Below are 13,222 nucleotides of genomic sequence, written 5' to 3'. Positions count from 1 at the left end.
ATCTCGGTGACCGGCCGTGTGTCGTCGGGCGCAGCGGCCATCACCTCGGCCAGCTGCACCACACCGATCGGCTCCTCACGGTCGCCGATCACCGGGTACCGGGTGTGCGCACGCACCATCCGCGCCCGCATCTCACCGATGGCAGTGGTGGGCGTGACCGCATCCACCCGAGTACGGGGAATCATCGCGTGTGCGACATCGCGCTCGGGAAAGTCCAGGATGCGATCGAGCAGCAACGACAGGTCCTCGGTCAGATCCCCGCTCGCGCGGGAATCCTCGATGATGCTCTCGAGATCCTTCGCGGTGGCGCTGCTGTCCACGTCGTGCACCGGCTCGACTCGCAGCAGACGCAACATCGCGTTGGAGGACTTGTCGAAGAAGGTGATCAGCCAACCGAAGGCGGCCAGGTAGATGAGCGTCGAGCGGGCAAGGCGTCGGGACAGCGGATCGGGACTGGCGATGGCGAGATTCTTCGGATACAGCTCGCCGAAGATCATCTGCACGACGGTGGCGAGCACGAGAGCGCCCACCGTGCCGATGGAAATACCCACCGCGATGGGCACTCCGGCACTGCTGAGCAGCTCGCCCAGCGATTCTCCGATGAACGGCTCGGCCACGTATCCGACCATCAGACCGGTGACGGTGATGCCCAGCTGCGCGCCCGACAGCATGAACGACGTGCGCTTGGTGACCTTCAGTGCCCGCTCGGCCGACGCGTCGCCCTTCTCGGCACCGGTACGCAGCGTCGCCCGGTCGACGGACATGTAAGCGAACTCCTGGGCCACGAAGTATCCGTTGGCCGCGATGATCGCGGCGGTGAGCACGAAGCCGAGGAGCAAGGAAAGCAGCGCGGTGATCACCATGCGATCACGCGAGAACGAGCGGCCGGAGCAGCGGCCACGGGTGGCCGAAAGAAATCTATGGAGTGCACAGTGCGCTCGACGCCTCCGGTGTCAGAGAATCCGATTCGAGTGGAATGTCCAGATTCTACCGGCTGCCGTTGTCCAATTCTCACGTCCGGGCCGGATGCCCGATCAGAACAGCGTCGGGACCGCGTCGTCGGACGTGGGCCGTGTCACCGGTGCCGGAGCGGAAGGAGCAGCAGCTACCGGAGCCGGTGTTGTCGCTACCGGTGCCGACGTGCCGGCGGCGGCCACGGCGCGCGCGGCTTCACCTGCCAAGGCGTCGGCCGCTTCGTTGAAGTGATTGCCGACGTGTCCGCGGACCCACCGGAACCGGACCGGACCCTCACGTTCGGTGATGGCTCGCTCGATGCTCTGCACCAGCTCCAGGTTGCGCACCGGGGTGCCGCCCGCTGTTTTCCAGCCCTTGCGCTTCCAGCCCGCGAGCCATTCCGATGCGCACTTGATGGCGTACTGCGAGTCGGATTCGATCAACAGCGGCTCGGGGCCCGGGTGCGCCAGAACCGCCTCGAGCAGGGCCCTGAGCTCGGCGACCTGGTTGGTGCCCGAGGGCTCACCGCCGGAGTTGCTCGGCCCCGTGTGGTTGACCCACGCCCACCCGATTGCTCCGCCGGGGTTACGCAGACACGAGCCGTCCGTACTCACGATGATCACGGTCTCAGACCCTACTTCGGGGCACCGACAAACTCCGGGTGACTCGCGCACGAACACCGAGGTACTTGGCACTCGACTGCGCGGCAGTGCGAATTCGATTCCGGCGCACTGCCAACCGGGTCAGGCGTAGTGGGACTCCCTGGCCTTCCTGCCGTCGAGGGTGAGCAGCACGAACGCCACCGCCGCGAGCGCTGCGACGAGCGCGGAGAACACCAGTCCCGCAGTCACCAATCCCCATTCGTTCGCCGCAGCCCCGGCCCCGATGACCGGCAACGAGATGGCGACGTACAGCACCACGAAGAACGTCGAGGTCACTTCTGCTCGACGTTCCGGCGGAAGCCCAGCGGCGATGGCCGCCATACCGTTGCTGAACGTCACACCCTGCCCGACGCCGCACAGCAGCGCCGCGATCACCAGGACCGGCAGCGACGTCAGGAGCAGCGACAGCGCCAGGACCACCAGCCCGACCGTCAGAACGAAGCAACCCCAGCGCTGCGCCGACGTCGGATCGGCCCGGCCCAGCAGGATCTGCGCGGAAGCGGATGCCGCGAAGACCGCGAACACCACGACCCCGGTGACGGCATGGTTGTCGATCTGCAGCACCCCCGCGATGAATCCCGGTGATACCGCGGTGAACAGGCCGAGCACCGCGAAGCCGGCGAAACCACCGATCGACGCGCGCAGAAAAGTGCCACGAACGTCCGCCGGAACCGACAGTCGTTGCATCTGCGGGCGCGCACCCGCTGCGACCCGAACGGTTTCGGGAGCGAGAAACACCGCCAGAGCGGCCACCGCGAGCAGGCCGATGTCGACGAAGAAGGTCAGGCGTAGCGGTTGCGGAAGGTATTCGGCCAGCAACCCGGCCACCAGCGGGCCCAGGCCGAGGCCGCCGATATTGGCCGCCGTGGCGATGGCCGGGGCACGATCCCGCCACTTGTCCGGCACCAGTTCGATCAGGGTCACCGTCGCGGTTCCGACGAAGATTCCCGCCGACAGTCCGGACAGCACCCGCCCGATCACCAGCGCCGTGAGCGAACCCGCAGTCACGAACACCACGGCACTGATCAGGCCGAAACCGATGGCCGCCAACAGCATCGGACGACGACCGAGCGAATCCGACCACCGCCCGAAGGCCAGCAGGGCAGCGAGTACACCGACCGCGTACGCCGCGAACACCAGCGTGACGACGAATACGGAGAACCCGAACTCGACCTCGTACAACGCGTAGAGCGGCGTCGGCATGGTCGTACCCATCATCGCCACGACGAACGCGTAGGCGACTCCGACGAACGATGCGGCACTCGATCGAGCCACGAAAATCCTCCTGACGCTGTAGACCTGGCCAGAGGCGGCGAGAGAGTCCGTGCGGTACTCCTGCGCTCCGAGAGGCACTATGTATCTTGCCGTCGGTGTTGCAACAGTGCCGACCGACGCCCTGAAGGGGACCTTCTCGGTCCGCATGGCCACGACCGTTCGGAGGTGACGAACCGATGCCCGACGACGCCGGTACCGACGGGCTGGCCCGCGTGGTCGCGTCCGAGCAACGCATCGACGTCCGGATGTCGGTGTCGCCGCTGCGCCGTGGCCGCGGCGACCCCACCTACGAGTCGACGCCGGACGGCGACATCTGGCGCACGTCGAGGATGAGCTCGGGCCCGGTGACCTACCGCCTGACGCAGGTGTCGCCGACGAGCGCGCAGGTTCGAGCCTGGGGCCACGGCGCACCCGAGCTGTTGGACGCGGCGCCCGCTCTGCTGGGGTTGGACGACGACGCCGGCACTTTCGCACCGGAGCACCCGATTCTCCGGGAAGCCCATCGGCAGCTACCGCACCTGCGCCTGGGCCGTACCGGACTGGTACTCGAGGCCCTGATTCCGGCGATCATCGAACAACGCGTACACGGAATTTCGGCATTCGGATCGTGGCGGTACCTGGTGAGCAAGTTCGGCGAGAAAGCACCGGGTCCGACGCCGAAGCCGATGTTCGTCTTCCCGACACCCGACGTGTGGCGCCGCATTCCGTCGTGGGACTACCACCGAGCCAACGTCGATCCGGCCCGGTCGAAGACCATCGTCCGCGCTGCCTGCGCGGCCGGACGCCTGGAGGAGGCGTCGGGAATGACGCCCGAGGACGCTGCGCGCAGGCTGCGGGCAATCCCGGGCGTCGGTGTCTGGACGGCGGCCGAGACCGCGCAACGCGCCCTCGGGGATCCCGACGCATTGTCGGTGGGCGACTACCACCTGGCGTCGGTGGTGGGCTGGTCTCTGCTGGGTAGATCGATCGACGACGCGGAGATGGTCGAGTATCTGCAGCCTCTGGCCCCGCATCGGCATCGCGCGATTCGGCTGCTGTACCTGAGCGGCAAGGCCACCAAGCCCAAGTTCGGTCCGCGAACCGCTCTGGTGGACCACACCTGGCATTGAGCCCCGGACTGCTCGTACAGTCGAGTTGTACGCCAACGTAAGGGGTTTTTTCGTGGTTGCCATCGGCCGTTCCGATCTCGACATCTTTCCGCTCGCCCTCGGCGGGAACACCTTCGGCTGGACCAGCGACGAGGCTGCGTCCTTCGAGATTCTCGATGCGTTCACCGCGGGCGGAGGCAACTTCGTCGACACCGCAGACTCGTACTCGGCATTCGCCGACGGCAACTCCGGCGGCGAATCCGAAACCATCATCGGCAACTGGACCAGAGCCCGCGGAAACCGGGACGACGTCGTCATCGCCACCAAGGTCAGCCAGCATCCCGAGTTCCGCGGACTGGCCCCGGACAACATCCGGGCCGCCGCCGACGCGTCGCTGAGCCGGCTGCAGACCGACCACATCGACGTCTACTACGCGCACTACGACGACGAGAAGACCCCGCTCGTGGAGTCCCTAGCCGCGTTCGACGGGTTGGTCGAAGCGGGCAAGGTCCGGCACGTCGCCATCTCGAACTACTCGCCTGCACGCGTTCGCGAGTGGCTGGAACTGACGAACGAGAACGGTTTCGCGCCACCGATCGCACTGCAGCCGCACTACAACCTGGTGGCCCGCCGCGATTACGAGGGTGAACTGCAGCATCTGGCCGTCGAGAACGACCTCGGTGTGTTCCCGTACTTCTCCCTCGCCGCCGGGTTCCTGACGGGCAAGTACCGCACCCGCGAGGACCTGGCCGGGAAGCAGCGCGAACGTCTGACCACCGGGTACTTCTCCGATGCCGGTCTGGATGTGGTGCAGGGCCTGCGCGAGATCGCCGAATCCCGTTCGGCAGAGATCTCGAGCGTCGCGCTGGCCTGGCTGCTGGCCCGACCGGGAGTCACCGCGCCGATCGCGAGTGCAAGCAAGGTATCTCAGCTACCGGCCCTGCTCGACGCGCCGGCGTTGGCTCTGACCAGCCAGGAAGTCGAGAAGCTGACCGTACTGTCCGACGCCGTGGCCTAGAACACGAAAGTTGTAGTCAGCAACGGGAACAGAACGAGTACCCCGGTTGCTGAATCTCGGGTGGCTCAAGCACCGAACACGTCAGCAACCGAGACAGCCGTAGCCGAAGCATCGGCAACGAAGACGTCCCCCGAGCCGACCTCCAAGGAACGCCTGCGGGTGATCCTGGTGCTCGGCGCGCTCATCGCGCTCGGCCCCTTGACCATCGACATGTATCTGCCGGCTCTTCCGGCGATCGCCGACGACCTGAACACGTCCTCGTCCGCCGTGCAGCTCACCCTCGCAGGCACCCTGGTCGGTCTTGCCCTCGGTCAGCTGATCATCGGCCCGCTGTCGGACATCGTCGGTCGACGGCTGCCCCTCATCGTCGGCACCGGAGTGCACATCCTGGCCTCCGTGGCGTGCATCGTGGCTCCCAACATCGCTGTTCTCGGCGGCCTTCGCGTCGTACAGGGTCTGGGTGCTGCGGCCGCAGCCGTGGTCGCGATGGCCATCGTGCGCGACCTGTTCAGTGGCCGTGCCGCCGCGACCGTCCTGTCCCGCCTGATGCTGGTCATGGGCGTCGCTCCCGTGCTGGCTCCGTCGCTGGGCGGTGCCGTGCTGCTGGTCGGATCATGGCGTCTCGTGTTCGCGGCGCTGGCGATCATGGGTGTTGCTCTGATGACTCTTGCCATCGTCTCGCTCCACGAGACGCTGCCACCCGAGCGTCGCCGCGCCAGCGGCGTCATGTCGGTACTGCGCACCTACCGTTCACTGCTGCGGGACGCCCAGTTCGTCGTTCTCGTCCTCGTCGCCGCACTGGCGATGGCCTCGCTGTTCGCCTACATCGCCGGGTCGTCGTTCGTCCTGCAGGAGGAGTTCGGCCTCGACGAGCAGCAGTTCGCCATCGTCTTCGCCGCCGGTGCCATCTCCCTCATCGGCGCTTCCCAGCTCAACGTCCTTCTGCTCGGACGCTTCGCACCGGTGCAGATCGTGCTGACAGCGCTGTCCTTCGCCGTGTTCGCGGGTGCCGTCATGACGGTCCTCGCGATCACCGGGGTCGGCGGCATGGCCGGCTTCGTCGTCCCACTGTGGTTCGTGCTCGGGGCCGTCGGATTCGTGATGCCCAACGCGCCCGCGCTCGCCCTGTCCAGGCACGGTGAGGCCGCAGGCGGTGCCGCTGCCCTCCTCGGAGCAGCTCAGTTCGGACTCGGTGCCATCGTCGCGCCGATCGTCGGCGTGCTCGGAAACGACGCGATCGCCGTGGCCACCACGATGGTCGCAACCTCTGCTGCAGCGCTGATCGCGCTGGGCGTCATCACCGCGCGCTCGTCTTCCCACCGATGAGCACGGTGGTGCGGGCCACCACACACTAGGGTTTCCGCCATGGCCGAACGCGAACGTGATGCGCACGGTAAACCCCTCAATGCCAGGCCTCGTGACGGTCTTGGGCGTCCCATGGCCCGCGGTGGAAACGGAACCCCACGGGTGCCGGACGACCTTCGGCTTCCGCCCACCGCCGCTCTCCTCGAAGCGCAGAAATTCCTGGACGCGAACATGCCGTTCCATGCGCACGAGGTACTGGAAGGCACCTGGAAGAGCTGCCCGTCCGACGAGCGTCCGCTGTGGCAGGGCCTCGCCCAACTCGCCGTCGGGTTGACCCATCTGATGCGCGGGAACCGCGTCGGTGCCGCCTCGCTGCTTCGGCAGGGACACGACCGGCTCGTCGGCTTCGAGTCCAACCCACCGCATCACCTCGACGTCACCGGGCTGCTGACCTGGTCGGAGGGCCTACTCGGCGAGCTCGAGACCGGAAGATTGCCGGTCGTTCCCGGCATTCCAGCGCTGCGCGTCACCGACTGAACCGATCCCGACAGGGGGCGTCCTGGACGTCCGATCACGGCTCGAGCTAGCCTGGCGAGGGTTAGGTAAGGCTAGGACAATCTGCACCGAAAGTGGGGTTCGTCGCCGTGACCGTGTTCGCACCGCTCAGACTCGTGCACCGCGAGACGATCAGTCCGGCTCAGCTCGGACGCACTCTCTGCACCGAGGTGGCCGAACAGGTTCCGTACTGGGTGGCCGTCCTGACTCCGGCGGAGCGTCCGTTGCTCACCGAACACACCGCAGTCCTCGAGCAGACGTCGATGACGTTCACTCTGCCCGACGGCCGACACCGCCGCAGCATTCTGCTGCTCGCCGCTCTGGGCTCGGCCGTGTCCACGTGGCAGAGAAACAACCGTCGCGGCTCCTCGGCCGGCGTGCTGGTGGACCTCGACCTCGAGAGCACCGGCGCAGTTCACCCGGTCCGGCTGCCCACGCTTCCCGTCGACGCTCTCGTCGTCCCTTCGCACCGCGAGCACCTCGTCGAGGAGGTCTCGAGGCGACTGGGCTCGGTGCCGAACGGCGGCTGCGACTACGCGCTGGCTCGCAACTATCCCGCGCTGGCCTCACGCGCGGGAGCACAGATCATCGTGCACGAGGATGCACTGGCAGAGCCCAGCCGAGAGCACGCCATCGACATCGGGATCACCGTGACGAGTGCGGGTACCGCACTCGCGCGCATCACCTGGGCTGCGAATCTGCCGGGCATCGACGAACTGATCCGGCTGTGGGCGTCGGCCGTGAACGACCTCGCCCTCGGCACTACAGGCTCTTCAGCAGCCTGACGTCGTCTTCGATACCTTCGGGCGGGGTCTCCAGGATCACCGGCGCGTCGGCCGCCAGGGCGACGGCGGTCAGGATCTCCGCGTCGATCGTTCCGGTGCCGAGGTTCGCGTGCCGGTCCCTGGCCGAGTCGAACTCGTCGCGTGAGTTGTTCAGGTGCACCAGATCGATGCGTCCGGTGATGGCCTTGATTCGGTCGACGACGTCGACGAGATCCTCTCCGCCGGCCCAGGCATGGCAGGTGTCCAGGCAGAAGCCGGCACCGAACTCGCCGATGGCATCCCACAGGCGGGCGATGTCGTCGAAGTGGCGTGCCATCGCGGAGTCTCCGCCCGCGGTGTTCTCGACGAAGATCGGTACCCCGAAGCCGCCCTGCTCCGCTTGGCGCTCGAACAGCTTGCGCCAGTTGTCGATTCCCTTGGCGGTGTCCTCACCCTCACGGACGTGGCCGCCGTGGACGACCAGCCCGATGGCCCCGATTTCGGCCGCAGCAGCAGCCTGCTCGACGACGGCCTTGCGCGACGGAATGCGGATCCGATTGTTCAAGCTCGCCACATTGAGGACGTAGGACGAGTGCACCACCACGTCGACCGAGCCGTTCAGCAACGCCTCGCCCTGCGGGTGTGGTTCGAGCTTGTTCCACTTCTGCGGATCGGTGAGGAACATCTGGACGAGGTCGACGCCGAGAGCCTCGGCCGTTCCGAGAGGGTCGCTGCTGTCGCGGACGTGGGCTCCGATGCGCATGACGCCCATCATAGAGGTGGTGTTCAGGGTCTCCCCTGATAGCGACGGGCGCAGAACGCTGGAACACTGGCACCCATGAGCGACATTGCCGCACGTGCGGTCGACGTATCGAAGGTCTACGGATCAGGGGACACCCAGGTCCACGCACTGTCCGGGGTGAGCGTCGAATTCGCTCGCGGAGAATTCACCGCCATCATGGGCCCCTCGGGTTCGGGCAAGTCCACGCTCATGCACTGCCTGGCCGGCTTGGACAACGCATCCTCGGGAACGGTGACCATCGGCGACACCGAGCTGACGGCACTCTCCGACAAGGAGATGACCGGATTGCGAAGGGACCGAATCGGATTCGTGTTCCAGGCCTTCAATCTGGTGCCGACGCTCACCGCACTGGAGAACATCACCCTGCCCCTCGACATCGCCGGTCGCACGCCGGACAAAGAATGGCTCGACACCGTGGTCGACCGACTCGGCCTGCGCGACCGCCTCGATCACCGCCCCAGCGAACTCTCGGGCGGACAGCAGCAGCGAGTGGCGTGCGCCCGCGCTCTGGCAGGCCGACCCGACATCGTGTTCGGCGACGAGCCCACCGGTAACCTGGACTCCCGCTCGTCCGGCGAGGTGCTGTCGATTCTGCGCACTGCCGCAGACGAATTCGATCAGACCGTCGTCATCGTCACGCACGATCCACGCGCGGCCAGTTACGCCGACCGCGTCGTGTTCCTCGCCGACGGCGCAGTCATCGATCAGCTGAACTCGCCCACCGCCGACGCCGTACTCGAGCGGATGAAGAAGCTCGAGACGGTCCGATAATGGCGCACTCCATCTCCAAGAAATCCGTCTCCGACAAACCTCCTCGACACAAGCCGTCGGGCAATCCCATGCGCAAGGTGTCACTGAGAAACCTTGCCGCACACAAAGTCCGACTGGCCCTGACGGTACTGTCGGTCGTGCTCGGCACGGCATTCGTCGCGGGCTCGTTCGTGTTCACCGACACCCTTCAGCGCACTTTCTCCTCACTGTTCGCCGATACCGCGCAGGGCGCGGATGTTCGAGTGAGCCCCGAGGACGCACGCTCGTCCGGCGTGCCGAACGAGGACATCGCGGCGATCTCGGCGTTGCCGAACGTGCGCGCCGTATCGCCGTACGTCGGCGGACAGTTGGTACTGCTGGGGTCCGACGGTGCCGCCGTACAGTCCGGTGGCGCACCGACCATCGGCGAGTCGTATCTCCCCGACGACCAACGACTCGGTGATCCGACCACCTTCGTCGACGGTTCGGCTCCCACCGCCCCCGGCCAGGTCGCGATCAACGCCGGTGGTGCCGAGCGCGCCGGACTCGAGGTGGGCGACGCCACCCAGGTACTCGTGCCGTCCAAGGGCATCACCGACATCACGATCACCGGAATCTATTCGACAGCAACAGAATCCGGTGGCTACATCGGAATCCAGTTCGTGCAGAGCCAGGCGAACGAGCTGTTCACCGACGGTGCCCACGTGCAGTACATCGACGTCGCAGGCGCCGATCTCGCCGCGCAAGGGCTGACTCAGAGCGATCTCCGCGACGAGATCGCCGCGGCGTTCCCCGACCTGAAGGTCCAGACCGCCGCGGACGTACAGGCCGAGACTCAGGCCGAGGTCGAGTCGGCACTGTCGTTCATCAACTACTTCCTGCTGGCCTTCGGTGGGATCGCCCTGCTGGTCGGCACCTTCATCATCTACAACACGTTCTCGATGATCGTCGCTCAGCGCGTCCGCGAATTGGCCCTGCTGCGCGCCGTCGGAGCCAGCCGCGGGCAGGTCAGCCGCTCGGTCGTTCTCGAAGCTCTCGTTGTCGGCATCATCGGCAGCATCCTCGGCTTCGTCGGCGGGGTAGGGCTGGCCTACGGGCTACGGGCACTGCTCAACGCCTTCGATCTGGGTCTGCCGTCTGGACCGTTGGCACTCGAGCCGCGCACCGTTGTCGTCGCGTTCGCCGTCGGCATCGTCGTCACCGTGCTGAGCGCGTACGCGCCGGCCCGGCGGGCAGCCAAGATTCCACCGGTCGCCGCGATGCGCGAGGAATTCGCCTCTGCGGGTGACACCCTGCGTACCCGAACGTTCGTGGGCGTCGGCCTCGGAATCGCGGGCGCGGCCGCGTTGATCATCGGCGCGCAGTCGACCGGCGGGGCGGCCGCTGCCACGGTCGGCGCGGGAGCCGTCGCGCTGATCGTCGCCACCGCACTGGCCGCGCCGTCGCTGTCACGGCCGGTCGTCGGCGCACTCGGGGCCGTCATCACCCGTCCGTTCGGAGCGATCGGACGCCTGGCCAGGACCAATTCGGTTCGCAACCCCAGACGCACCGCGGCCACCGCCTTCGCCCTCATGCTCGGACTCATGCTCGTCACCGTCATCGGCGTGCTCGGATCCACCGCCAAGGCCAGCGTCGACTCACTCGTCGACACCGGGGTCGAGGCGGACTACATCCTCTCCGGCCCGCAGTCGATCGGCGTTCCGACCGGTGCCACCACGGCCGCACAGCAGGTGACCGGCGTGGACCGTACTGCGGTGCTGCACCCGGTGTTCGTGACGATCGCAGGCCAGGAGGAGTTCGGCGCCGCGATCGACGGCTCCCCCGAGGGACTGCTCGAGCTGTCGATGGTCCAGGGCACGGCAGATCTGAACAGCAACGGGTTCTCGGTGTCGGAAACCGAAGCGGCGAGCCGCGGCTGGACCGTCGGAACCGAGGTCACCTTCGACACCGTCGACGGTGCGTCCGTCCCGGTGACGGTCACCGGGGTCTTCACCGACAATCCTCTGATCGGGAACTGGATCGTCTCGGGCGACATCTACCAGGAGGTGACGCCGTCGATCACCCGCTCGGACCTTCTGGTTCTCGTCAAGGCCGCACCCGGCACCGACCTCGACACACTGCGCACCGACCTCGAAGCCGCGACCAAACCGTTCGTCGTCGTCCAGGTTCAAGACGTGGAGGAGTTCAAGGGCAGCCAGGGACAGCAGATCGACACGCTGCTCGCGGTGTTGTACGGCTTGCTGGCATTGGCCGTCGTCATCGCTGTGCTCGGCATCGTCAACACGCTGGCCTTGTCGGTGGTGGAGCGGCGTCGGGAGATCGGCATGCTGCGCGCGATAGGCATGCAGCGGCCGCAGGTCCGTCGCATCATCTATCTCGAGTCGCTGCTCATCGCGCTGTTCGGCGCGATCGTGGGCGTGGTCCTCGGAATCGCGTTCGGGTGGGGATTCGTGCAGACCCTGCGCGACGAGGGCCTGGGCACCATGACCGTGCCGTGGGGCCAGGTGGTGGCCATGCTGCTCGGATCGGCCGTTGTCGGTGTGTTGGCGGCACTGTGGCCTGCTGTGCGAGCCGCGCGTACGAAGCCGTTGGAGGCCATCGCGGACCTGTAGGGCCGAGCCCGAAACAGACCGGGCATTCCGCAACGTCACCCGATTGTTGTGGAATGTCCGGTTTTCCGCTTGCGCGAAAAGGTTCTGCACGTTTACCTTTGAGTCGGTATAAAAGTCTTCGAGCCGGTTTGTAGGTTTCAAACCGACTCCGACATCACGGGTCGGGCTCGTGCAAGGAGAATCATGTCGATTCAGGACATCGATGCGCCGACCCGTCTTTCACTGGCCCCACTGTGCCGGCCGGAACGCCGCGACACCCTGATGGCCCGCTACCGCGAGGTGGCTCACGCGCTGCCCGACGCCGTCGCGCTCGACGTCGACGGCTCGTCCCTGACCTTCGACGAGCTCCTCCATCGCGCCTACTCTCTGGCTCGTAAGATCGCCACGCTCTTTCCTGCCGATTCTCGGCCGCTCGCCGTGGACACCGACGCGACGACGGACTCGATCGTGCTGATGCTGGCCGTCGTCGCTGCAGGCCATCCCTTGGTGCCGCTCGACCCCATGCTTCCCGCCGAGCGCCGCGCCACGATCATCGACCAAGCAGGTGCGACGGCGATCGACTCCACCACCGTCGCCGCCGCCATGGACTCGTGTGTGCCGCTGCCGACGCTGTCGGGCGACCACACCGCGGTGATCAACTACACCTCGGGATCCACCGGCACCGCCAAGGGCGTGATCCTCAGCCACCGCATGTGTCTGACCAAGGCATACGAAGTCGCCAACGCGTTGGCGCTGGGCCCACACGACCGCGTCGGAAACTCGCTTCCGGTCAGCTTCGGGGCCGGCTTGAACACGTTGTTCGCGGGGTTGCTCAGCGGTGCCGCCGTGCACTGCCGCGACCCGAGGGCAGGTGTCCCCAGCAGCACCGTCGAGTGGACAGCCGCGCATTCCCTGACCACGCTGCACTGCTCGTCGTCGCTGCTGCGCGCAGTCTCCGCCGCCGATCACGGACCCACCGGTCGGGCCGTACCCACGCTGCGGGTGGTCATCACATACGGGGAATCCCTGCACGCCGACGATGCCGACGGTTTTCGGCGGCGATTCGACAGCCGCGCCACGGTGGTCAACTGGTACGCGGCCACCGAGGCCGGGGCCGTCGCCTACAGCGAATACCCGCTCGAACGAGCGCTGCCGTCTGGCTTTCTCCCTGCGGGCAGACCCATCGCAGGCAAGCTGGTCGAAGTCGTCACCTCCGACGGTTCGTCGTGTGCACCGGACGTGATCGGCGAGATACGGGTGACGTCGAACTGTTTGGCCGACGGCTACCTCGGCGGTGCCGGTCGGGATTCCCAGCGATTCGCCGCGCTCGGCGACGGTCTGTTCCGGTACCGCACCGGCGATCTGGGACGACTCGACGAACACGGGACGCTGCACCTGGCCGGCCGCATCGACGACGCCGTCAAGGTGCGCGGATACCTGGTGGAGCCGGCCGAGGTC

General features: G+C 66.8%; 12 protein-coding genes. 8 read left to right on the top strand and 4 right to left on the bottom strand.

Features of this window, described 5'->3' with window-relative positions; all coding sequences use genetic code 11:
- The 3 genes from A2J02_RS07280 to A2J02_RS07270 form a co-directional block, all read right to left on the bottom strand.
- Positions 1–863, bottom strand: an 863-nt coding sequence (locus tag A2J02_RS07280; RefSeq protein ID WP_197477963.1) for a hemolysin family protein, incomplete at its 3' end; no start/stop codon positions are given.
- A 171-nt stretch (positions 864–1,034) separates the two neighbouring features.
- Positions 1,035–1,577, bottom strand: coding sequence for a ribonuclease H family protein (locus tag A2J02_RS07275; RefSeq protein ID WP_068048646.1), 543 nt, complete (start codon positions 1,575–1,577; stop codon positions 1,035–1,037).
- Between the two features lie 120 nt (positions 1,578–1,697).
- Complete coding sequence (locus A2J02_RS07270; RefSeq protein WP_068048649.1) at positions 1,698–2,891, bottom strand: MFS transporter; 1,194 nt, start codon at positions 2,889–2,891, stop codon at positions 1,698–1,700.
- A gap of 176 nt (positions 2,892–3,067) precedes the next feature.
- Between A2J02_RS07270 and A2J02_RS07265 the strand changes: the two genes are divergently transcribed.
- The 5 genes from A2J02_RS07265 to A2J02_RS07245 all read left to right on the top strand — a co-directional run bounded on the left by A2J02_RS07265 (position 3,068) and on the right by A2J02_RS07245 (position 7,642).
- A complete protein-coding gene (locus A2J02_RS07265) occupies positions 3,068–4,000 on the top strand; it encodes a DNA-3-methyladenine glycosylase family protein (protein ID WP_068048645.1) in 933 nt (310 codons plus the stop codon).
- 52 nt (positions 4,001–4,052) lie between these two features.
- Entirely contained in the window at positions 4,053–4,997 is a 945-nt protein-coding gene (locus tag A2J02_RS07260; protein ID WP_068048644.1) for an aldo/keto reductase, read from the top strand.
- Positions 4,998–5,057: 60 nt separating this feature from the next.
- Positions 5,058–6,323, top strand: a complete 1,266-nt coding sequence (locus tag A2J02_RS07255; RefSeq protein WP_068048643.1) for a multidrug effflux MFS transporter — start codon at positions 5,058–5,060, stop codon at positions 6,321–6,323.
- Positions 6,324–6,362: 39 nt separating this feature from the next.
- Positions 6,363–6,839 (top strand): DUF309 domain-containing protein, encoded by a 477-nt coding sequence (locus tag A2J02_RS07250; RefSeq protein ID WP_068048642.1) that lies wholly within the window; start codon positions 6,363–6,365, stop codon positions 6,837–6,839.
- Positions 6,840–6,946: 107 nt separating this feature from the next.
- Positions 6,947–7,642 (top strand): hypothetical protein, encoded by a 696-nt coding sequence (locus A2J02_RS07245; RefSeq protein ID WP_156516133.1) that lies wholly within the window; start codon positions 6,947–6,949, stop codon positions 7,640–7,642.
- Here the strand turns inward: A2J02_RS07245 and A2J02_RS07240 are convergent.
- Positions 7,620–8,384: a deoxyribonuclease IV gene (locus A2J02_RS07240; RefSeq protein ID WP_068048648.1), complete on the bottom strand. Its 765-nt coding sequence runs from the start codon at positions 8,382–8,384 to the stop codon at positions 7,620–7,622. The genes A2J02_RS07245 and A2J02_RS07240 overlap by 23 nt on opposite strands.
- Before the next feature lie 75 nt (positions 8,385–8,459).
- Between A2J02_RS07240 and A2J02_RS07235 the strand changes: the two genes are divergently transcribed.
- The 3 genes from A2J02_RS07235 to A2J02_RS07225 form a co-directional block, all read left to right on the top strand.
- Positions 8,460–9,194, top strand: a complete 735-nt coding sequence (locus A2J02_RS07235; protein WP_068048639.1) for an ABC transporter ATP-binding protein — start codon at positions 8,460–8,462, stop codon at positions 9,192–9,194.
- Positions 9,195–9,262: 68 nt separating this feature from the next.
- The gene (locus A2J02_RS07230) at positions 9,263–11,785 is read left to right on the top strand and encodes an ABC transporter permease (protein ID WP_068048647.1); all 2,523 of its coding nucleotides are present in this window, start codon (positions 9,263–9,265) and stop codon (positions 11,783–11,785) included.
- Positions 11,786–11,968: 183 nt separating this feature from the next.
- The coding region (locus A2J02_RS07225; protein WP_156516132.1) for an AMP-binding protein at positions 11,969–13,222 on the top strand (1,254 nt) is incomplete at its 3' end.

The sequence above is a fragment of the Rhodococcus sp. EPR-147 genome, from assembly GCF_001647185.1.
Classification (GTDB): Bacteria; Actinomycetota; Actinomycetes; order Mycobacteriales; family Mycobacteriaceae; genus Rhodococcoides.
This window is presented reverse-complemented; position numbering and strand designations above follow the sequence as displayed.